22 protein-coding genes are annotated in these 20,397 nt (G+C 72.4%); 12 read left to right on the top strand and 10 right to left on the bottom strand.

Annotated elements, in window-relative coordinates:
• Window positions 1-90: 90 nt before the first annotated feature.
• The gene (locus JYK04_RS18925; protein WP_229875095.1) at window positions 91-1,395 is read right to left on the bottom strand and encodes a sensor histidine kinase; all 1,305 of its coding nucleotides are present in this window, start codon (window positions 1,393-1,395) and stop codon (window positions 91-93) included.
• Window positions 1,396-1,400: 5 nt separating this feature from the next.
• On the bottom strand, window positions 1,401-2,126 hold the full coding sequence (cseB, locus tag JYK04_RS18920; protein WP_268254139.1) for a two-component system response regulator CseB: 726 nt from the start codon (window positions 2,124-2,126) through the stop codon (window positions 1,401-1,403).
• Window positions 2,127-2,465: 339 nt separating this feature from the next.
• On the opposite strand from cseB, the gene JYK04_RS18915 reads away from it, so the two are divergent.
• Complete coding sequence (locus JYK04_RS18915) at window positions 2,466-3,404, top strand: beta-ketoacyl-ACP synthase III (RefSeq protein WP_189735327.1); 939 nt, start codon at window positions 2,466-2,468, stop codon at window positions 3,402-3,404.
• Window positions 3,401-4,177 carry a thioesterase II family protein gene (locus JYK04_RS18910; protein ID WP_189735329.1) on the top strand — a complete coding sequence of 259 codons (777 nt, stop codon included), beginning with the start codon at window positions 3,401-3,403 and terminating at the stop codon, window positions 4,175-4,177. The genes JYK04_RS18915 and JYK04_RS18910 overlap by 4 nt, the downstream gene beginning before the upstream one ends.
• A gap of 87 nt (window positions 4,178-4,264) precedes the next feature.
• Here the strand turns inward: JYK04_RS18910 and JYK04_RS18905 are convergent, their stop codons facing one another.
• Window positions 4,265-5,542: a M6 family metalloprotease domain-containing protein gene (locus tag JYK04_RS18905; protein WP_189735331.1), complete on the bottom strand. Its 1,278-nt coding sequence runs from the start codon at window positions 5,540-5,542 to the stop codon at window positions 4,265-4,267.
• Between the two features lie 285 nt (window positions 5,543-5,827).
• Between JYK04_RS18905 and JYK04_RS18900 the strand changes: the two genes are divergently transcribed.
• The 3 genes from JYK04_RS18900 (at window position 5,828) to JYK04_RS18890 (ending at window position 9,005) form a co-directional block, all read left to right on the top strand.
• Window positions 5,828-6,496, top strand: coding sequence for a TetR/AcrR family transcriptional regulator (locus tag JYK04_RS18900; RefSeq protein ID WP_189735333.1), 669 nt, complete (start codon window positions 5,828-5,830; stop codon window positions 6,494-6,496).
• Window positions 6,497-6,558: 62 nt separating this feature from the next.
• A complete protein-coding gene (locus tag JYK04_RS18895; RefSeq protein ID WP_189735335.1) occupies window positions 6,559-8,091 on the top strand; it encodes an MFS transporter in 1,533 nt (510 codons plus the stop codon).
• A 128-nt stretch (window positions 8,092-8,219) separates the two neighbouring features.
• The gene (locus JYK04_RS18890) at window positions 8,220-9,005 is read left to right on the top strand and encodes a dioxygenase family protein (protein ID WP_189735337.1); all 786 of its coding nucleotides are present in this window, start codon (window positions 8,220-8,222) and stop codon (window positions 9,003-9,005) included.
• Between the two features lie 21 nt (window positions 9,006-9,026).
• On the opposite strand, the gene JYK04_RS18885 is transcribed toward JYK04_RS18890, so the two are convergent.
• Window positions 9,027-9,557: a GNAT family N-acetyltransferase gene (locus JYK04_RS18885; protein WP_189735339.1), complete on the bottom strand. Its 531-nt coding sequence runs from the start codon at window positions 9,555-9,557 to the stop codon at window positions 9,027-9,029.
• A 205-nt stretch (window positions 9,558-9,762) separates the two neighbouring features.
• Here JYK04_RS18885 and JYK04_RS18880 point away from each other — a divergent pair, with 205 nt between their 5' ends.
• Complete coding sequence (locus JYK04_RS18880; RefSeq protein ID WP_189735341.1) at window positions 9,763-10,740, top strand: sigma-70 family RNA polymerase sigma factor; 978 nt, start codon at window positions 9,763-9,765, stop codon at window positions 10,738-10,740.
• A gap of 98 nt (window positions 10,741-10,838) precedes the next feature.
• On the opposite strand, the gene JYK04_RS18875 is transcribed toward JYK04_RS18880, so the two are convergent.
• On the bottom strand, window positions 10,839-11,792 hold the full coding sequence (locus tag JYK04_RS18875) for a helix-turn-helix transcriptional regulator (protein ID WP_189735343.1): 954 nt from the start codon (window positions 11,790-11,792) through the stop codon (window positions 10,839-10,841).
• A gap of 62 nt (window positions 11,793-11,854) precedes the next feature.
• On the opposite strand from JYK04_RS18875, the gene JYK04_RS18870 reads away from it, so the two are divergent.
• The 3 genes from JYK04_RS18870 to pfkB all read left to right on the top strand — a co-directional run bounded on the left by JYK04_RS18870 (window position 11,855) and on the right by pfkB (window position 15,263).
• Window positions 11,855-13,417, top strand: coding sequence for an MFS transporter (locus tag JYK04_RS18870; protein WP_189735345.1), 1,563 nt, complete (start codon window positions 11,855-11,857; stop codon window positions 13,415-13,417).
• A 137-nt stretch (window positions 13,418-13,554) separates the two neighbouring features.
• A complete protein-coding gene (locus JYK04_RS18865; RefSeq protein WP_189735692.1) occupies window positions 13,555-14,316 on the top strand; it encodes a DeoR/GlpR family DNA-binding transcription regulator in 762 nt (253 codons plus the stop codon).
• On the top strand, window positions 14,313-15,263 hold the full coding sequence (gene pfkB, locus JYK04_RS18860; protein WP_189735347.1) for a 1-phosphofructokinase: 951 nt from the start codon (window positions 14,313-14,315) through the stop codon (window positions 15,261-15,263). The genes JYK04_RS18865 and pfkB overlap by 4 nt, the downstream gene beginning before the upstream one ends.
• A gap of 24 nt (window positions 15,264-15,287) precedes the next feature.
• Here the strand turns inward: pfkB and JYK04_RS18855 are convergent, their stop codons facing one another.
• Window positions 15,288-16,058, bottom strand: coding sequence for a DUF6227 family protein (locus tag JYK04_RS18855; protein WP_189735349.1), 771 nt, complete (start codon window positions 16,056-16,058; stop codon window positions 15,288-15,290).
• 192 nt (window positions 16,059-16,250) lie between these two features.
• Between JYK04_RS18855 and JYK04_RS18850 the strand changes: the two genes are divergently transcribed.
• On the top strand, window positions 16,251-16,892 hold the full coding sequence (locus JYK04_RS18850) for a vitamin K epoxide reductase family protein (RefSeq protein WP_189735351.1): 642 nt from the start codon (window positions 16,251-16,253) through the stop codon (window positions 16,890-16,892).
• Window positions 16,893-17,006: 114 nt separating this feature from the next.
• On the opposite strand, the gene JYK04_RS18845 is transcribed toward JYK04_RS18850, so the two are convergent.
• Entirely contained in the window at window positions 17,007-17,417 is a 411-nt protein-coding gene (locus JYK04_RS18845; protein WP_189735353.1) for a rodlin, read from the bottom strand.
• 271 nt (window positions 17,418-17,688) lie between these two features.
• On the opposite strand from JYK04_RS18845, the gene JYK04_RS18840 reads away from it, so the two are divergent.
• Entirely contained in the window at window positions 17,689-18,156 is a 468-nt protein-coding gene (locus tag JYK04_RS18840) for a hypothetical protein (RefSeq protein WP_189735354.1), read from the top strand.
• A gap of 153 nt (window positions 18,157-18,309) precedes the next feature.
• Complete coding sequence (locus JYK04_RS18835; protein ID WP_030761723.1) at window positions 18,310-18,549, top strand: chaplin; 240 nt, start codon at window positions 18,310-18,312, stop codon at window positions 18,547-18,549.
• Window positions 18,550-18,633: 84 nt separating this feature from the next.
• On the opposite strand, the gene JYK04_RS18830 is transcribed toward JYK04_RS18835, so the two are convergent.
• From JYK04_RS18830 to JYK04_RS18820, 3 genes are all read right to left on the bottom strand, one after another.
• Entirely contained in the window at window positions 18,634-18,978 is a 345-nt protein-coding gene (locus JYK04_RS18830; protein ID WP_189735356.1) for a hypothetical protein, read from the bottom strand.
• Window positions 18,979-19,171: 193 nt separating this feature from the next.
• Window positions 19,172-19,363 carry an LPXTG cell wall anchor domain-containing protein gene (locus tag JYK04_RS18825; protein ID WP_208809274.1) on the bottom strand — a complete coding sequence of 64 codons (192 nt, stop codon included), beginning with the start codon at window positions 19,361-19,363 and terminating at the stop codon, window positions 19,172-19,174.
• Complete coding sequence (locus tag JYK04_RS18820; RefSeq protein WP_208809273.1) at window positions 19,360-20,349, bottom strand: chaplin; 990 nt, start codon at window positions 20,347-20,349, stop codon at window positions 19,360-19,362. Before JYK04_RS18820 ends, JYK04_RS18825 begins: the two co-directional genes overlap by 4 nt.
• Window positions 20,350-20,397 lie beyond the last annotated feature (48 nt).

Below are 20,397 nucleotides of genomic sequence, written 5' to 3'. Positions count from 1 at the left end.
GCACGCCGAAGGGTGTCGGGGGGACGTATCAGGGCCGGGGCCGCCGTGTATCTGCTTCCGCGCCGTTGTGCGGCAGTCCTGCGGGGGCGGTCAGCGCGGGAGCCGCAGGGTGGCGACGGCGCCGCCGTCCGGTGCGTTCTCCAGACGCAGTTCGGCGCCGAGCACCCGGGCCTGGCCCAGGGCGATGGTCAGGCCGAGGCCGTGTCCCGCGCCCCGCTCCGCGGCGCCCGTACGGAACCGGCGCGGGCCGTCGAGCAGCAGGTCGGCGGGGAAGCCGGGGCCGTGGTCGCGGACGACGACGGTCCGGCCCTCGACGGTGACCCGCACCGGGGTACGTCCGTGCCGGTGCGCGTTGACGACGAGGTTTCCGACGATCCGCTCCAGGCGGCGCGGATCGGTCTCCACGGTCTCCACGGACTCCACCGTCGGTGCCTGCGGTGCCTGCGGTGCCTGCGGTGCCTCGGTGACGCTGACCTCCGCGTCGAGACCGGTACGGGCCACCGCCTCGGCGACCACCGCGGCGAGCGGGACCCGGGCGCGTACCGGCGCCTCCGCGCCCGCGTCCAGCCGGGAGATCTCCAGCAGGTCCTCGACCAGACCGCGCAGGTCCCGTACGCGGGCCCGGAGCAGGTCCTCCGTCTCGCCGGGCGGCAGCAGGTCGGTGGCGGCCAGCAGACCGCCGACCGGGGTACGCAGTTCGTGGGCCACGTCCGCCGTGAACTGCCGCTCGATGCGCAGCCGTCGGCCGAGGCTGTCGGCCATGAGGTCGACGGTGGCGGCGATGTCGGTCACCTCGTCGCGCCCCCGGGCATGGCCCAGGGCGGAGCCGGTGCGGGCGTCGAGGTCCCCGGCGGAGATCCGGGCCGCGGTCTCGGCGACCCGGCGCAGCCGGCGGGCGACCAGCCCGGCCCCGTAGACCGCCAGGGGCAGCGCCGCGGCGAGCGAGACGAGGGAGGCCACCGCCATGCTCGCGTCGAGGCGGCGCAGGTCGTGGAGTTGCGGGCTCATGTTGATCCGCACGGCGAGCACCGGGCTGCCCGGGCCGCCGACCCGCTGGGCGCCCCAGACGCTCGGCCCGAGGTTCCCCTCGACGCGCCCGTCGTAGGCCACCCGCCGGTCGCCGTCGGCCGGGTGGCGCAGGGCGGTGGGCAGTTCGGCCGGATCGAGCTCGGCGCCGCCCGCCAGCGTTCCGGTGCGCCGGTAGACGTCCATGGCGGAGTACACGGTGTTGGTGGCTTCCATCTCGGCCCGGTCGCGGACGTCCATCGCGGTCCACACGTGGACGAGGACGCCCACCGCCAGGGCGACCAGGCACGCCGTGGCCGCCGCCAGCGCGGCGATCTTCCAGCGCAGGGGCACACGGGCCGGCCACCACAGCCGGCGCGGGGGGTGCACCGGCCTCAGCGCCTGAGCTTGTAGCCGAAGCCGCGGACCGTCTCGATCCGCTCCCGGCCCAGTTTCTTGCGCAGCCGCTGCACGGCCAGGTCCACGACGCGGCTGTCGCCGTCCCAGCCGTACTCCCAGACGTTGCGCAGCAGGGTGTGCCGTTCCAGCACGATGCCCGGGTGGGCGGCGAACTCCAGCAGCAGTTTCAGCTCGGTGGGGGTGAGCGCCACGGGGGTTCCGGAGAGGGACACCTCCATCCCGCCGGTGTCGATGGTCAGGTCGCCGAAGGTCAGTACGTCCTCCTGGCCGGCGGCCGGCTCGCCGCCCGGGGCGGGCGCGTAGGCCGCCCTTCGCAGCAGCGAGCGGATGCGTGCCACGAGGACGTAGGTGTCCACGGGCTTGACCACGTAGTCGTCGGCCCCGGCCTCCAGCCCGGCGACGACATCGAGGCCGTCGCCGCGGGCGGACATCATCAGCACCGGCACCAGGCTGGTCTCGCGGACCCGGCGGCACAGCCCGATCCCGTCGAGACCGGGCAGCATCACGTCCAGGATCAGCAGGTCGAAGCCGTCGCCGTCGCGGAAGGACTCCAGCCCGGTCAGTCCGTCGGCCGCGGCCGTGACCCGGTAGCCGTAGCGTTCGAGGGCGACGGTGAAGGACCGGCGCATCAGCTCGTCGTCCTCGACCAGCAGCACGCGGACCGGAGGCGGAGATTCCGGCGCCGGGGCGGGTGAGGGCACGGGCGGGACTCCTGTTCGTACGGGCCGGGCGGAGCGCCGCTCCGGCGAGCACCCGCACGCCGCCGACGATCCGGAAGGAACGATACGGGAGACATCGGGCGGGACGGCCGCCGCCGGAGCCGGGTGCGCGATCCGATGGGTGGCCGAGCGCTCACCGATACGCGGCGGATGCACGGCAGATGCACGGCGGATACGAAAGGCCGGAATCGGCTTGAACCATGCGCGGCATCGGCGGAAAACGGCTTGTACGCAGGGGCGGGCCGGCCGGGCCGCTGCATAGTCTGACCATCGGTCAATCAGGATCCGCATCGGGGGTCCACGGAGCGAGGAGAAACACTGATGGTGGGGTCGCGTGTCCTGTCCTTCGGGCACTATCAGCCGTCAAAAGTCCTGACCAATGCCGATCTCGAGCGCATGGTCGACACCGACGACGAGTGGATCCAGAGCCGGGTCGGGATCCGGACGCGCCGGGTGGCGGCCGAGGACGAGTCCGTTTCGGACCTGGCCACGAAGGCCGCCGAGCACGCACTGGCCAACGCCGGACTCACCGGCGGCGACATCGACTTCGTCATCGTGGCCACGTGCACGGCGCGCGACCGCTCGCCCAACATGGCGGCCCGGGTGGCCGCCGCGGTCGGGGCGAAGGCTCCCGCCGCCATCGACGTGAACACGGCCTGCTCCGGGTTCCCGCACGCCATGGCGCTGGCCGACCAGAGCATACGGACGGGTTCCGCCACGAAGGCCCTGGTCATAGGCGTGGAGAAGCTCACCGACTTCGTCGACTGGACCGACCGCACCACCTGCGTGCTCGTCGGCGACGGTGCGGGAGCGGCCGTCGTCGTGGCCTCCGAGGAGCCGGAGATCAGCCCGGTCGTGTGGGGGTCCGTACCCGAGATGGGCCGGGCCGTACGCATCGAGGCACCGTCCAACACCTTCGCCCAGGAAGGGCAGTCGGTCTACCGCTGGGCCACCACGACGCTCCCGGAGGTCGCCCTCCAGGTCTGCGAGCGGGCCGGCGTGAAGCCCGAGGAACTGGGCGGCGTCGTCCTGCACCAGGCCAACCTGCGGATCATCGAGCCCCTGGCGCGCAAGATCGGTGCGGTCAACGCCGTCATCGCCAAGGACGTCGTCGAGTCGGGCAACACCTCGGCCGCGAGCATCCCGCTGGCGCTGTCCAAGCTCATCGAGCGGGGTGAGATCCGCAAGGGTTCGCCGGTACTGCTCTTCGCGTTCGGCGGGGGCCTGTCCTACGCCGGCCAGATCATCAACTGCCCGTGACCGGCTCCGGGGGATCGACGGCGCTGACGTCCTCGCGCGTGCCGTGGTGGCCGCTGCTGCGGCTGCGGGAGGCGGTGACCGCGCCCCGGGCGCGACTGCTGGTGTTCCCGCACTCCGGGTCCGGCCCCAACACCCTGTTCCCCCTGGTCGAGCCGCTGCCCGACCACGTGGAAGTGCTGGGGCTCTCGCTGCCCGGGCGGGAGCGCCGGTTCGGCGAGCCGCCCGGCTGCCGGCTCGACCAGGTCCTGGATTCCGTCTCCGACGAGGTGCTCGGCCGTGACCCGCTGCCCACGGTGGTCTTCGGGCACAGCCTCGGCGCGCTCCTGGCCACCCGCGCCGCGCGCCTGCTCGGCCCGCACTGCCGGGCGGCCGTCGTCAGCGGGCAGGCCCCCGGCCGGACCCCGCGCCGGGCCCACGCCACCGCCACCGAGGAGGACGCCGTCCGGCTGCTGCGGGAGGGCGGCGGCACCCCGGAGTGGGTGCTGCAGGATCCGGACATGCTGGCGCACGTGACGCGCGTACTGCGGGCGGACATCGAACTCGGCCGGGAGGCCGCGGCGGGGTTCGAGGACGTACGGCTCGACGTGCCCCTGCACGTGCTGGGCGGCACGGCGGACCCCCTGGTCCCGCACGAGCCGCTCGACGGCTGGGCCGCCCACACGACCGGGGCGTGCCAGGTGCTCCGGTTCGACGGCGACCACTTCTTCCTGCTGGCCGACGAGCACCGCCCCACGGTCGTGGACGTGCTGCGCCGGGCGCTCACGGAAGGCTGACGGCGAGCACCGGGGCCGGAGTCACGTGGCGCGTGACTCCGCCCGGGGCCCGTTCCCGGTCCCGGCCCGCCGCCCCGAGCCGGGAGGTCAGGGCCGGATGATGCGGACCTGGTAGCTGCCGTTGCGCAGTTCACCCACCACGGAGACGCTGATGCCCGCCTTCTCGTCGGTGAAGGTCTCGCCCGGCCGGAACGGCGCGTCCGAGAGCTCCGCGTGCACATTGGGCCGCCGGGTGCAGCCGCCGCTCGTGCTCGCGCTGTCCGACACGGTGATCGGGCCGTGCCCGGTGTCCACGTCGGAGTCCACCTTGTAGATGAGGACGCCCGGTTTGCAGACGGCCTCGTCGTTCCCGGCCAGGGTCCGTACCTCCACCGCGTACCCGGAGCTCTCCGACAGCGGGACGAAGGCCAGCTTGGTGCCGCCCCGTATCCCCAGCGGGGACAGGGTGTGGTCGCTGGTGCCCGACTTGGCCGCGCAGCTGATCTGCTTGCTGTCCAGCCAGCCGAGCTTCCACTTGTGCCAGCCCATCAGGTCGTTGTTGGCGCCCCAGTCCTCGCTCATGATGTCCCAGTGCCCGACCGTGTTCCCGCCGTCCGAGGTGTAGAGGTCGGGCAGCCCGAAGACGTGCCCGTTCTCGTGGGGGAGTACCCGGTAGCCGGTCTCCTGGTAGGTGCCGGAGCCGTCGTCCTGCCGGCTGTAGACGAAGGACGTGTTGGCCAGCGGCACCCCGTCGGCGACCGGGGCCTCGCCGTTGCCCGAGAAGGTCACCGACAGGACGGTGTCCAGGGCGGACGGCCCGGCGTTCGGCGTGACCAGGATGTTGATCAGGTCGTACCGGGCGAAGTCCACCTCGGGGTCGGCGGCCTTCGCTATGTGCTCGACGAGCTGCCGGTAGCCCGGCTCGTACGCGGACCCGCGCTCGATCCCGTACGAGGCGAAGGGCATCGGCATCCGCAGCCAGCCCTTTATCGGCGCCTCGGCCCGGTAGACCAGCCGGCCGTAGGAACTGGTGCGGAACCATTCGGCCGTCTGGGGGAAGAACTCCGCCATCCGGTCCGCCGCCGTGCCCTCGCCCTTGGCGTCAGGGAAGTCGATCATCAGGTTCAGGGCCCGGATCTCGCCGGTCGAGCGCGAGTACCCGGGCGGGGTCGGCATGCCCTCGGACATCTGCACACCCATGGTGCCCGCGATCCGGCAGGGCGCGAGAGCCGATTCGACGGTCGTGGCCACCGCTCCGGCCGCCGAGTTGCCTCGGCCGGATATGCCCGTGCTGGCCGTCGCCGTGACGCCGAGGGCCAGCGCGGTCAGGCCGATGTACGCGCTGGTGCGGCGTGGTCTGCGTATCCGGTGGCGGGTCTGCGGCATGGAGATCGCCTTCGGGTCCGCGGCAGCCGGCCCTGCCCGGTCTGCGCTCTGTTCGATCACCCTCCGCCGGGCGCGGCGCGCCCGCGCGTCGGGAGAGGCCGAACGTGGACACGCCGGTGACCCACATCACACGGTGGGGTGAAATAACCGGGGAGCCGATCCCCGTTTGCATGGGAGTCCCGCCAAGCGGGGAGCGGCTCCCCGTTTGGGCGGGACGGTCGCGCAGTCCGCACCACGAGTCCACGAGTCCACGAGTCCACGAGTCCGCGCCAGGGAGGCCCCGGAATGAAGAGCTCCACCAGCACCGCCCCGGCGCCGGCGTCCGCGACCGGCGTCCCGCGTCCGCGCGCCGACGCCGTCCGCAACCGCGAGCGGATCCTGGCGGCGGCCCGCGAGCTCTTCGTCGAATCCGGCTCCACGGCCCCCTTCGACGAGGTCGCCCGCCGGGCCGGCGTCGGCAATGCCACGCTCTACCGGCACTTCCCCGACCGCCCCACGCTCGTCCACCACGTCGTCCTCTTCACGATGGGCCGGGTGACGGCCTCGGCCGAGGCCTCCCTCGCCGAGGAGCCCGACGCCTTCGCCGCCCTGTGCCGGTTCACGCACGCTGCCGCGGACGAGCGGATCGGCGCCCTGTGCCCGATGCTCGGCGAGGGCTTCGACGGCGAACACCCCGAACTCCTGGCGGCACGCACCGCGCTGGAGGAGGCCGTGGTCACCCTGCTGGCCGCGGGGCAGGATGCCGGGCTGGTCCGCACGGACATCGGTGTCGGTGACCTGATGGTCGCCCTGTCCCAGCTCAGCCGCCCCCTCCCCGGTGTCGCGTGCCTCGACACCGACCGCTTCGCCCACCGCCATCTCCAGCTCTTCCTCGACGGGTTGCGGGCTCCGGCCCGCTCCGAACTCCCGGGTTCGGCGGCGACCTTGGACGACCTGCGGCAGAAAACCATGTGACGCGCACAAAGCTAAAGAACTAGCCTTTTTCAGTCATTCCGCACAGTGAAGTGGGTACCCCCATGTCAAAAACAGCCGCGAGCCTTGCGCCGGCTGCCGACCCCAGCCGCTGGAAGGCACTCGTCTTCATAGCCCTGGCCCAGCTGATGGTCGTCCTCGACGCGACCATCGTGAACATCGCCCTCCCGTCCGCCCAGACCGACCTCGGCATCTCGGACGGCAACCGCCAGTGGGTCATCACCGCGTACGCGCTGGCCTTCGGCGGACTGCTCCTCTTCGGCGGCCGCATCGCCGACAAGTGGGGCCGTAAGAACGCCTTCGTCGTCGGCCTCATCGGCTTCGCCCTGGCCTCCGCGCTCGGCGGCGCCGCCAACGGCGAGGCCATGATGCTCGGCGCCCGCGCCCTCCAGGGTGCCTTCGGCGCGCTGCTCGCACCGGCGGCCCTGTCGCTGCTCGCCGTCATGTTCACCGACGCCAAGGAGCGCGCCAAGGCCTTCGGCATCTACGGGGCCATCGCGGGCGGCGGCGGCGCCGTCGGCCTGATCCTCGGCGGCTTCCTGACCGAGTACCTCAACTGGCGCTGGACCTTCTTCGTCAACATCCCGTTCGCGATCGTCGCGGCCGCGGGTGCCTGGATGGTCATCCGTGAGCCCGCCGGCTCCCGCAACCGCGCGCCGCTCGACATCCCGGGCGTGGTCCTGTCCACCGCCGGTCTGGTCGCCCTCGTGTACGGCTTCACCCGCGCCGAGTCCGCCGGCTGGTCGGACGTCCTGACGATCGTCATGTTCGTCGCCTCGGCGCTGCTGCTGTCCGCCTTCGTCCTCGTCGAGGCCAAGGTGAAGTCCCCGCTGCTGCCGCTGCGCGTCCTGCTGGAGCGCAACCGCGGCGGTGTCTACCTCTCGCTCGGCCTCGCCGTCATCTCGATGTTCGGCCTGTTCCTCTTCCTCACCTACTACCTGCAGGTCGTGAAGGGCTTCTCGCCCGTCAAGACCGGCTTCGCGTTCCTGCCGATGATCGCGGGCATGATCACGGGCTCCACCCAGATCGGCGCCCGCCTGATGACCCGCGTCCCGCCGCGCCTGCTGATGGGCCCCGGCTTCCTGGTCGCCGGCCTCGGCATGCTGATGCTGACCCAGCTGGAGGTCGGGTCCTCGTACCCGGCGCTCATCCTGCCGGCGCAGCTGCTGCTCGGCCTCGGCATGGGTACAGCGTTCATGCCGGCGATGTCCCTGGCCACGCACGGCGTGAACCCGGCCGACGCCGGTGTCGCCTCCGCCATGGTCAACACCTCGCAGCAGGTCGGCGGCGCCATCGGCACCGCGCTGCTGAACACCATCGCCGCCTCCGCGACCACCGCCTTCCTGACCGACCACGCGGCCGAGGCCGCTGCGGGCGGCCCGGCCGGGCAGCTGATCCAGGCGCAGGCCATGGTCGAGGGCTACGCGTCCGCCATCTGGTGGGCGGTCGGCATCCTGGTCGCCAGCTCGGTCATCGCGCTGACGCTGATCAACACCGGCCGTCCGGGTGCCGGCGCCCCGGTGGCCTCCGGTTCCGGCGAGGACGCCGAGCTCAAGGTGCCGGTGATCGCCCACTGATCAGGGCCGAGGGCCTTCCGGAATGACTGACGACCCCGCCTCGTTCAAATTTGAACGAGGCGGGGTTAGTCTGTTTCCGTACGCGTTTCAACCACACGGTCCGCGTCCCCGCACCGACGGCCCGACCCATGAGGAGCGCCCCCGTGACCCGCATACCGGCCCTGTACCTCAGCCACGGCGCACCCCCGCTGGCCGACGACCCGCTCTGGCCGGGCGAGCTCGCCGCCTGGTCCGCCGGCCTGCCGCGCCCCCGGGCGATCCTGATGGTCTCCGCCCACTGGGAGGAGGCCCCGCTGGCCCTCGGTGCCACCGAGCGCGTCCCGCTCGTGTACGACTTCTGGGGCTTCCCGGAGCACTACTACCAGGTCCGCTACGACGCCCCCGGCGCCCCGGAGCTGGCCGCCTCGGTCCGCAAACTGCTGCGGGCCCCCGGCACCCCGGTCCAGGACATCCCCGACCGCGGCCTGGACCACGGGGCGTACGTCCCCCTGGTGGAGATGTACCCGGAGGCCGACGTCCCGGTCCTCCAGATCTCCCTGCCCACGCTGGACCCGGCCGGGCTGATGGACATCGGCCGCAAGCTGGCCCCGCTGCGCGACGAGGGCGTACTGATCGTGGGCAGCGGCTTCTTCACGCACAACCTGGCGGCGCTGCGCCACACGGGCCCGGGCGTCCCCGCCTGGTCGGCGGAGTTCGACGCGTGGGGCCGCGAGGCCCTGGCCGCGTCCGACGTGGACGCCCTGCTGGACTTCGAGCACAAGTCCCCGGCGGGCCGCCTGGCCCACCCCCGCACGGAACACTTCGCCCCGCTCTTCGTCACCCTCGGCGCGGCCGAATCCGACCTGGCCTCCGCCCGCACCCCGGTGGACGGCTTCTGGATGGGCCTCTCGAAGCGCTCGCTCCAGTTCGGCTAGGACCCGCGCGATGCGCCGGTGTCACCCGGCCGGGTGGTGGCCCAGGCGCTTCTCGTACCAGCGGACGTCCCAGTACCGGCCGAACTTCCAGCCCGCCTCCGTGAACTCTCCGACCCGGCGGAAGCCGAGGCGCTCGTGGAGGCGCACCGAGGCGTCGTTCGGCAGGGCGATCCCGGCGAAGACGCGGTGCACGGGCTCGTCGGCCAGGGCCGCGAAGAGCGCCTCGTAGAGGAGTGTGCCGATGCCCCGGCCGACCGCGTGCGGGGCGAGGTAGACGCTCGCCTCCACCGATGAGGCGTAGGCCGGTTTGGGGCGGAATGCGCTGCTCGTGGCGTATCCGGCCATTCGATTGCCTGTCCAGGCAACCAGAAGCCGGTGCGGCCCGTCTTCAGGGTGGGAGTGCAGCCAGGGGCGGCGCTGTTCCGGAGTGAAAACGGCCGTGTCGAATGTGACGGCAGTCTCACGGACGTAGTGGTTGTAGAGGTCCGTGAGGGGTGCCAGATCGGCTTCCGCTCCGGGCCTGACCTGCACCTCTTCGAGATCTTGTAACATCCGCTCCCTCTCTGGTGGCGGGGCAGGATACTGCAAGATCTCGAAAAACAGGGAGCGGCGTGGGAATTCTGTCCCGATTCCAGTCGTTGTTTCCTTCGGAAGCGGGCACTCGGGAGAGTGTCCGTGACGCACCGGACCGGTCGGCAGCCGTCCCGGCGGCGTCCACCAGCCGCACCGCGACCGAACACTTCGCAAGGGAGCACGCATGGCAACCCGCGCCGTCGCCCGTCGTCAGTCCACGAGCAGCGCACGCGCTGTGGGCGGGGAGATCGCAGACCGCGACCTGGTCGGCATGTACCTGGACGAGATCGCGCGCACCCCGCTGCTCGACGCCGCCAAGGAAGTGGAGCTCTCCCAGATCATCGAGGCGGGCGTCTACGCCCAGCAGATCCTCGAGGGCGCGATAGAACGTGACGGGGACACCCCGACCCGCGAGGAGCTGGAGGCGCTGGCCGCCGAGGGCGAGCGGGCCAAGGAAGTCTTCATCCGCTCGAACCTCCGCCTCGTCGTCGCCGTGGCCCGGCGCTATCCGCGCAGCGGCCTGCCCCTCCTCGACCTGATCCAGGAGGGCAACGCGGGCCTGGTCCGCGCGGTCGAGAAGTTCGACTACGCCAAGGGCTTCAAGTTCTCCACGTACGCCACGTGGTGGATCCGGCAGGCGATCACCCGGTCCATCGCGGACCAGTCGCGCACCATCCGCCTCCCCGTCCACCTGGTCGAGGAGCTCGGCCGGATCCGCCGGATCCAGCGGGAGTTCAACCGCGAGAACGGCCGCGACCCGGAGCACGCCGAGATCGCCGCCGAGCTGGACTCGACGGAGAAGCGCGTGGGCGACGTACTGGACTGGGCGCGCGACCCGGTCAGCCTCAACATGGCGGTCGACGACGACGGCGACACCCAGTTCGGTGACCTCCTGGAGGACACCTCGGCGATCTCGCCCGAGCAGTCCGTGCTCTCCCTGCTGCGCAGCGAGGAGCTGGAGGACCTGCTGGGCAAGCTCGACCAGCGCACGGCGTCGATCATCAAGATGCGGTACGGCATCGACGACGGCCGCGAGCGGACGCTGACGGAGGTCGGCAAGCAGCACGGCCTGACCCGTGAGCGGATCCGCCAGATCGAGAAGCACGCGCTGCTGGAGCTGAAGCGGATGGCGCGCGACACCGGCTTCGACGCCGTGGCCTAGCGGCCCGCCGCCGAGCCCCCCCGTACGAGCCCCGGTGCCTATCCCCCCCAGGCGCCGGGGCTCTCTCCTGCCCCGCACCACCCGGCCCACCTCCCCGGCTACGACGCCACGGCGTCGGACAGCCGCGCGGCCAGCGCCCCGGCCGCCGCACGCAGCTCCGCCGGCTCCCGCACGGTGAACGCCAGCCCCGTCAGGGCGAGCCGCGCCGCCGTCCACTCCGGCGCGTCCGCGCTCTCGAAGCGCACCCGCGTCTCGCCGTCCGCGCCCGGCAGGGCCACCGCCCGCAGCCAGGCCGGCAGCTCCGCCGGGGCCGCCGCGAAGTCGACCTCCACCCGGTACGGCTGCTTCTCCCCGCCCCGCAGCCCCCGCCGGACGAACTCCTCCGCCTCCATCGGCAGGTCCCGCCGCGCGAACCGGGCCCCCGTCGCGAAGGCCTCGTCGACCCGGTCCACCCGGAAGGTCCGCCAGTCCTCCCGGTCGAGGTCGTAGGCGACCAGGTACCAGCGGCTCCCGGTGCTCACCAGCCGGTACGGCTCCACCAGCCGCCGCGTCTCGGCCCCGTTCCCCGCCCGGTAGGCGAACCTCAGCCGCTCCGGCCCCGCCACCGCCGACGCCATCGTGGTCAGCGTCCGCGGGTCCACGCTCGCCCCGTCGCCCCGGGACAGCGCGATCGTGGCCGACTGGAGCGCGCTCACCCGGTACCGCAGCCGCGAGGGCAAGACCTGTTCGAGCTTCGCGAGGGCACGTACGGAGGCCTCCTCGACCCCCTCGATCGCGTGCCCGGCCCCGGCCCGCAGCCCCACCGCGATCGCCACGGCCTCCTCGTCGTCCAGCAGCAGCGGGGGCATCGCCGCCCCCGCCACCAGCCGGTATCCGCCCTCGGCGCCCAGGGTGGCCTCCACCGGGTAGCCGAGGTCCCGCAGCCGCTCGATGTCGCGCCGGATGGTCCGGGAGCTCACCCGCAGCCGCTGCGCCAGCTCGCTGCCGGGCCATTCCCGCGGGGTCTGGAGGAGGGACAGCAGGGAGAGCAGCCGTGCGGGTGTGTCGGTCATGAATCCAGGCTGCCAGCGAAATAGGACACAGACTGACCTAGACGCCGTCTAAGTTTCTCCTCATGAGCACCGAGACGTCCAAGACAGCGCCCGAAAGAGAGAACGGGCCCGAACCAGAAGAGCGGAACGACGTAGCCCACGACGCACCCAGCTCGCTCGCCGACCGCCGCCGCTGGCTGGCGCTCGCCATCGTGATGACCGCGGCCTTCATGGACCTGGTCGACGTCACGATCGTCAACATAGCCATCCGCACCATGCGCGAGGACTTCGGCGCCTCCACCAGCGCGATCCAGTGGATCACCGCGGGCTATGCCCTCGCCTTCGCGGCGGGCCTGATCACCGGCGGCCGTCTCGGTGACATCTACGGCCGCAAGCGCGTCTTCCTCATCGGCATCGCCGGGTTCACCGCGGCCTCGCTGCTCTGCGGGATCGCCGCCAACCCGGACGTGCTCGTCGCGGCCCGCCTCCTGCAGGGCGGTATGGCCGCCCTGATGGTGCCGCAGGTCCTGGCGATCATCCACGTCACCTTCCCGCCGCAGGAGCGCGGCAAGGTCTTCGGCATGTTCGGCGCGATCGTGGGCCTCGCCGCCGTCTCGGGCCCGCTGCTGGGCGCACTGCTCATCGAGTGGGACCTCTTCGGTCTCGGATGGCGCCCGATCTTCCTGATCAACCTGCCCGTCGGCATCATGGGCGTGATCCTGGGCCGCAAGTTCATTGCCGAGTCCAAGGCCCCCAAGGCGCTGCGCCTGGACCTGGTCGGCGTCGTCCTCGCCACCCTCGCCCTGGTCCTGCTGATCTTCCCGCTGACCCACGGCCACGAGAACGACTGGCCGCTGTGGGGCTTCGTCTGCATGGGTGCGGCGCCCTTCGTCTTCGCCGCCTTCATCGCGTACGAGAAGTACAAGATCAAGAAGGACGGCTCCCCGCTCGTCGAGCTCTCCCTCTTCAAGGTCAAGAGCTTCGCCGGCGGTATCGCCGTCCAGCTGACCTTCGGCATCGCCACCGGCATCTTCTTCCTGGTCTGGACGATGTACATGCAGATGGGCCTCGGCTGGAGCGTGCTGCGCGCGGGTCTCACCGGCATCCCGTTCTCCATCGCGGTCTCGGTCGCCGCCGGCCTCTCGGTCGAGAAGCTCGTCCCCCGCTTCGGCCGCAAGGTGCTCCAGGCCGGTGCGCTGGTCATGGCCGCCGGTCTGCTCCTCTACATCTGGGAGTCGCAGCACTACGGCATGGAGATCGCCTCCTGGCAGATGGCCGCCCCGCTGATCGTCATGGGCGTCGGCATGGGCCTGATCGTGGCCCCGCTGAACGACACCGTGCTCTCCGAGGTCCCGCGCGAGCACGCCGGGTCCGCCTCGGGTCTGATCAACACCACCGGCCAGATGGGCAACGCGCTGGGTCTCGCCCTGACCTCCGTCGTCTTCTTCGGCCTGATCGACGACGACATGGTCTTCGGTCCGCCGTACGTGGAGGCCTTCCGCGGCGCGCTCTGGTGGGTCGTGGCCGTACTCGTCGTGATCTTCGCGGTGATGTTCGTCCTGCCGCGCAGGGCGCTCCCGATGGACGAGCGCGAGGGCGCCGCCGAGCACGCCGGCCGCACCGCGGAGAAGGTCCCGGCCGGCTGAGCCGGGCCGCACGCGCCACCGCACGGACATGTCCGCCCTCCCGGGCGGGCATGTCCGTTCCTTTTTGTTTCCCTCCGCAGGCCTGCGTACAGTGGTGTGAATCCACCCATTAGGGAATGAAACGGACGCAAATCCACATGTACGCACCGGAGCGGCGCCACGAGATCCTGCGTCTCGCCCGCGAGGCGGGCAGCGTCGACGTGCTCTCCCTCGCCGACCGCTTCCAGGTGACCGCCGAGACCGTACGCCGCGACCTCACGGCCCTCGACCGGTCCGGCCTGCTCCGCCGGGTGCACGGCGGGGCCATCCCGGCCGGCCGCCTCGACTTCGAACCCGACCTCACCGAGCGCGAGGCGACCGCCGCCGACGAGAAGCACCGCATCGCGGCCGCCGCACTGGCCGAACTCCCCGACGGCGGCAGCGTCGTCCTGGACGCCGGCAGCACCATCGCCCGGCTGGCCGCCGCGATCCCGGTCGACGTCGCGCTCACCGTGGTCACCCACGCGCTCCCCGTCGCCGCCCGGCTCGCCGACCACACCGGCATCGACCTCCACCTCGTCGGAGGCCGCGTCCGCCACCGCACCCGGGCCGCCGTCGACGCGTGGGCACTGCGCGCGTACGCCGAGATCCGCGCCGACGTGCTCTTCCTCGCGACCAACGGGTTCACCGCCGATGGCGGCCTGACCACACCCGACCTCGGCGAGGCGGCCGTCAAACGCGCCGCGATGGCCGCCGCCCGCCGCGTCGTCCTCCTCGCCGACTCGGCCAAGGCCGGACAGGAGCACTTCGCGCGCTTCGGCTCCTTCGCCGACGTCGACCTGCTCATCACGGACACGGGGCTCGCCCCCGCCGACAAGGCCTCGATCGAAGCCGCCGGTACGGAAGTTGTGCTCGTATGATCCTCACCGTCACCCCCAACCCCTCCCTCGACCGGGCCTACGAGATCCCCCCGCTGGTCCGCGGCCGGGTGCTGCGCGCAGGCGGTGAACGGGTCGACCCCGGGGGCAAGGGCGTCAACGTCTCCCGCGCCGCGGCCGCCGCGGGTGTCCGCACGACGGCGGTCCTCCCGCTCGGCGGCGCCCCCGGCGTCCTGCTCGCCGAACTCCTCGGCGCGCAGGGCGTGGACGTCACGGCCGTGTCGATCGCCGGCCAGACCCGCTCGAACATCGCGCTCACCGAACCGGACGGCACCCTCACCAAAATCAACTCGCCCGGCCCGGCGCTCTCCCCGGAGGAATCCGCCCTCCTCCTCGACACCGTCCGCTCCGCCGCCGCCGAAGCCGCCTGGGTCGCCTGCTGCGGCAGCCTCCCGCGCGGCATCGGGCCCCGGTGGTACGCCGACCTGGTCACCCGGGCGCACGCGGCGGGCGCCCGGATCGTCCTGGACGCCCCGGGCCCCGCACTGCCCGGGGCGCTGGCGGCCCGCCCGGAGGTGATCAAGTCCGACCCGTCCGAGCTGGCGGCCGCGGTGGGGCGCCCGCTGCCCACCCTCGGGGACGTGATCAAGGCCGCCGAGGAGCTCCGCGAGCGGGGCGCGGGGGCCGTACTGGCCTCCCTCGGCGGGGACGGCCGGCTCCTGGTCTCGGCGGAGGGCACCTACTACGGCACCGCGCCGGCCCCGGCGGTGCGCAGCACCGGAGGAGCGGGCGACGCCTCGCTGGCCGGCTTCCTGATCGCGGGCGGCGCCGGCCCGGCCGCCCTCGCCTCGGCACTGGCCCACGGCGCGGCCGCCGTCCAGCTGCCGGGCAGCGCCATGCCCACCCCGGCGGACCTGCGCCCCGACCTGGTCCGCATCACGGGGGAACCGCCCCTCGACCTCCAGCTCACCGACCCCGGCACGCCTTAGAGGTGCCGTGCCGCCCGGGCCGGATCACCGTACGCGGGCGCGCAGTTCCATCGCTCCGCGTGCGGCCGCCTCGCTCTCGTACACCTCGCACATGTGCCGCCCGTCGGGCGTCGCCGTGTGCTCGACCTCCCACAGGCTGACCTCGGTCCCGTCCAGCAGGACGAAAGCGTGCTCGTACAGGCTGAAACCCGCGCCCCGCCCGTCCGCGAGGCACTGCCGCGTGCCGAACGCCTGCGTGATCTGGTGCGCGTACGCCGAGCGCAGCAGTGCCGCCACCCGCTCGCCCGGCCGGTCCACGTTCTCCGCGCGGCGCAGCACCCGCCGGGCGTGGTCGGCGGAGTCCTCCACCGCGTACTCCCGGTGCCGCCGCACCGGGGCCGGGGCCGCGTACAGCGCGCTCAGCAGTGCCACGCCGTTCTCCGGCTCGTCCTCGCCCGGCACCAGCACCGGATCCGGGGACGCCCCGGCCGGTGCCTCACCGAACAGCCGGGTCACGGCCAGGCAGGTCTCCGCCTTGCTCGCGAAGACCTCGTGCCGGACCGTCCGGTCGCCCTCCAGCCGGTAGGCCAGCTCCCACAGCGAGGCCGAACCGCCGTCGGTCAGCAGATAGGTGTGCCGGTGGGTCTCCCGCCAGATGCCCGCCTCCGGGCTGTGGTGGGTGGTGTAGAGCGAAGAGCTGTGGGCGAGCGCCGTGCCGAGGCGCTCGACCAGCCGGTCCGGCAGGTCGAAGGAGTTGAGGGCGCGGCCGAGGAGTCGTTCGAGGTGCGCCTCGGTTGTCTCGTACGGATCGCTCAAGGTGGGTCTCCAGGCCGTCGCAGCTTGTCACTTCGCGGAAGCTCAACGTAACCCCTGGCTCTGACATCACGTCCGGGGTTCGGTAAAACGTCCGGGAAGCATCGGAGGTTCCCGCCACACCTTCAGGTCAACTTGCGTACGGATCAGCCCGGTTGGATCCGATCTGCGGGGAAGCGCGGGACTATGGGGTGCATGGCAACGAATACAGTGGGCCTCCCGCGTCAGCAGGTACGGCCCCGCAGTGGACACGAGGGCGAACGGGGCGCCGCACCGAAGGGGTTGGCCTGGCTGCTGGCCGTCACCGGCGCGGTCGGGCTGCTGGCCTCGTGGGTGATCACCCTCGACAAGTTCCTCCTGCTGGAGGACCCGGACTTCAAGCCCGCGTGCAGTCTCAACCCGGTCGTCTCCTGCGGCAGCGTGATGGCGAGCGAGCAGGCGTCGGCCTTCGGCTTCCCCAACCCGATGCTGGGGCTCGTCTCGTACGCCGTCGTGGTCTGCGTCGGCGTGGGCCTGCTGGCCGGCGCCCGCTACCGCGGCTGGTTCTGGCTCGGACTGAACGCCGGCACGCTCTTCGGCGTCGGCTTCTGCAGCTGGCTGATGGTCCAGTCGCTCTACGAGATCAACGCGCTCTGCCTGTGGTGCTGCCTGGCCTGGGTCGCGACCCTGCTGATGTTCTGGGCGGTCACCGCGCACAACGTCCGTACGCGCGCCCTGCCCGCCCCCGGCCCGCTGCGCGGCTTCTTCACCGAATTCGGCTGGGCCCCGCCCGCCCTGCACATCGGAGTGCTCGGCATGCTGGTCCTCACCCGCTGGTGGGACTTCTGGACCGGCTGACCGCCGCGGGCGGAACGCGAAGAGGGCCCCGGCGGCTGGACGCCGCCGGGGCCCTCGTCATTCACTCCACAGGCTCAGCGGCCCGCGATCGCCCGGAGGGGCAGGAGCCGGAGTTCAGCTGCCGTTCGAGACGTTGCCCGAGAGGACCGGGATGTTGTCCAGGATGTGCGAGAGCGGCTCGTCGCCCTTGGCCTGGGTGGAGTTCTCGGTGCACTGCTGGTTCTGCGGGTTGGACAGGACGTTGATGTCCTGGACGCCGATGTTGAGCGCGGCGAGGATCGACTGGGCGTTGACCTTCGCCGGCAGGCCGATGCAGGGCTTGTTGAGGGTGCCCTGGACCAGGCTGAGCTGCGGGCTCATGTCGCCGTGGGTCTTCTGGTTGCCGTAGATCTGCTGGGAACCGTTGCCGTTGACGGTGTTGACCCCGTTGTCGTTGCCGATGGCCATGGCCGGGGCCGCGGCGGCAGCGCCCGCGCCGATCGCAACGGCGGAGACCGCGGCGGCGGTCATGAACTTCTTGAACATCTTGTTCCTTCTGTCGCACGAGTGCCCGCTGATGGAGCGCCCTGGTCAACTGCCCGACCAGGGAGTTGGTTCCGCTGCTTCACTCAAACGGCCTGCGCGTGTCGAGGTTTTCCCCGGCCCGGGTGAGTGGGCTCCGGACGCCTGCGCGAAGCCCGTACGCAGCCAGCATCCACCGGGGTTCCGGTTGCGCTCCGTGCGAGGTGTTCGCACGGTGGGTGAGGAAGCGGACCGTTCGGGTCCGCTTCCGTGTCCCCACCGCGAAGGAACATCCATGCGCCACACGAAGCCGTCCCGCGCCCGCCTCCTCGTCCCGTCGGCCCTCGCCGTCGTCATACTGTCCGGCGCGGCTGCCCCCGCGGGCGCCGCGGAGGCCGACGGCTCCGGGGCCCCGAGCGGGCGGGTCGCCTCGGTCCAGCGCCAGGCCGAGAAGATCGAGCGGCGCGCCAAGGCCGGTCCGATCGACGACCTCCTGTCGGGCCTCACCAAGACGCTGCAGGACCTTCTCGCCTCCGTAGGGGGTCTGCTGCCCGACGGGGTGAAGCTGCCCCCGATCGAGCTGCCGAAGCTGCCGGACATCAAGCTTCCCGAGCTTCCCGACCTGTCGGGCCTCATCCCCGAGCTGCCGCCGGTCGACGGGCTGGTGCCGGAGCTGCCGGCGGCCCCCGAGGTTCCTGTGCTTCCCGAGCTTCCCGTGACCCCGACGGTCCCCGAGGTCCCGGCCCTTCCTGCCGTCCCGTAGGAGCGGTCGCGGGCCGAACCCGTCGGATGGTTACGACAATTGAGCCGAATAGGTCTCATCGTGCGCGTGGCCGTGTCGTCTGGGAAGCTGGACCGTTTCGCTCGGTGTGAGCCCCGGTTCGGGGCAGAACATCGAACAGAAGGTGCACTTCCCATGAACTCTGCCAAGAAGGCCGCCCTGGTCCTGGCCACCGCTGGTCTCGCTGCGGCCGGTGCCGCCGGCTCCGCCGCCGCCGACTCGTCGGCCGAGGGTGCGGCCGTGGGTTCCCCCGGCGTCCTGTCCGGCAACCTGGCCCAGGTGCCGGTGCACATCCCGGTGAACGTCTGCGGCAACACCGTGAACATCGTCGGCCTGCTGAACCCGGCGTTCGGCAACGTCTGCGTCAACAACTGACGTCGGCCGAACAACCGACTGTGGGCGCCCCGGCCTCGCCGGTGGCGCCCACAGTCGTGTCGGCGGGTGTTCAGCCGGGACGGTTCACTGGCCGCCGTTGAGCTTGACGCCGCCGAGCATCGGGGACGCCTGGGTGGCGCCGTTCGCGAGGCCCAGCACGGTGCCGGGCACGTCGTTGCGGACCTTGTTGACCTTCTGGGCGGTACCCACGACCTTGTTGACGGTGTCGCCCTGTTCGGCCAGCCCGTTGCCCACGGTCTGCGGCAGCGACTCGGAGACGGGCCCGACGGAGTTCAGCGTCTCGGTCACCCCGCCGGTCAGGCTCATGGGGGGCATCGCGGCCGTGGTCTCGGCGGCGAAGGCGGTGGTGGAGGCGCCGAGCGCGGCGACGGAGCCGACGACGACAGCGGCGACCTTCGTGAGCTTCATTATCGAAATCCTCTTCTTTCGTGGACAGAGGCGTCAGCGGCGACCGTCGCGCCGCTTTCGCCCTGGGTAACGATTCCCCGACGCTGCGGAAACGCGAACGCGTACGCGGTTAAGGGCGAGGGCATGACAGCGGCCGGAGAATCCCACGGGGGATTCTCCGGCCACTGTTTATTCTGATTACCGGCATTGCCGGTCAGGAGACGCGCGACCGCCGGTAGAGGATGGCGCCGCCCAGGATCAGGGCGCTGGCGAGAGCCGCCGCGGCCGCGGGCTGACCCGCGCCGGTCTGGGCCAGCACGGGCCCGCTCGCGTGCGCCGGAGCGGGGGCCGGCGGCTGTACGGGCGCGGGCGCCGGGGCGGGCGCCGGAGCCGGCGGGGCCGTCACCGGGGGAGGGTGACCGGGGTGTCCCCGCCGGGGGCGGCCGGCGGCTGGTCGGCGGGCGGTACGGCCTCGGGCGCGGGGGCCGGAGCCGGGTGCTCCACGGGCAGGCTGCCGTGCGGCGGTCCGGGCGCGGGCCCCTCCTCCACCACGGGTGCGGGGGCCGGCAGCGTGTGCGGAGCCTCCTCGACCGGTGCGGGGAAGGGCGCCGGGGCGGGGAGCGTGTGCGGGGCCTCCTCGGCCGGTGGCTGCGGCGCGGGGGGTGCCGGCGGAGCCACGGGCGGGGGCGCGGGCGCCTCCCGCACCGGTTCCGGGGTGGGCAGCGGGGCCGGGTGCTCCTCCACCGGTTCCGGCTTCGGGTGCGGCCGCTCGGGCGCGGGAGGGGCGTGGTGCGCCGGCGGGGGCGGGGGCGCCGACGACTCGGGTTGGTCGTCGCACTCCTCCTTGCCGCGCTGCCCACCGGGGCCGCCGTGGCCGCCCTCGTGGCGCGGCTCCTCCTGGCGCGGCTTCGCGTGCCGCGGCCCGTCCTGCCGGGGCTGCTCGTGCCGGGGCTGCTCGTGCCGGGTCCGCTCCTGCTGGGGCTGCTCGTACCCGCCCGCGTGGCGCGGCGACCCGTGGCGCTGCTCCGGCACCGCGTGCCGGCCCTCGCGCTCGTCGAGGTAGCGCTCGAAGGCCTCGGCGTTCTCGGGGCTGAGGTAGCGCCCGTAGTCGTGGCCGTCGCCCGTGTGCGAGCCGGTGTCGGTGACGCACGTGTTCCCCATCGCAGGGTTGAGCGCCGCACCGCCATCCACGCTGTTGCCGCACACGTTCGGTGCGAAGGTGATCGGTACCGAGACGCTGTTGCCGGCCAGCACACCCGGCGAATGCGAGGCCTCGGCGCTCGCTCCGTGGTGCGCGTAGGCCGCGCCGGTCGCGATCGACAACAGACTCGACGCGGCTGCCGCCGTGAGCATCCCCTTGCCCAGTACCTGTCGGCTCAGTACCTGTCGCATGGGTCCTTCCCTGTCTACCGGCGCCACGGCCGGTGTGGAGTCGGAGGT

The organism is Streptomyces nojiriensis, assembly GCF_017639205.1.
GTDB classification, from domain to species: domain Bacteria; phylum Actinomycetota; class Actinomycetes; order Streptomycetales; family Streptomycetaceae; genus Streptomyces; species Streptomyces nojiriensis.
Note: the sequence above shows the minus strand (reverse complement) of the source record. Positions and strands in the feature narration are given on the sequence as shown.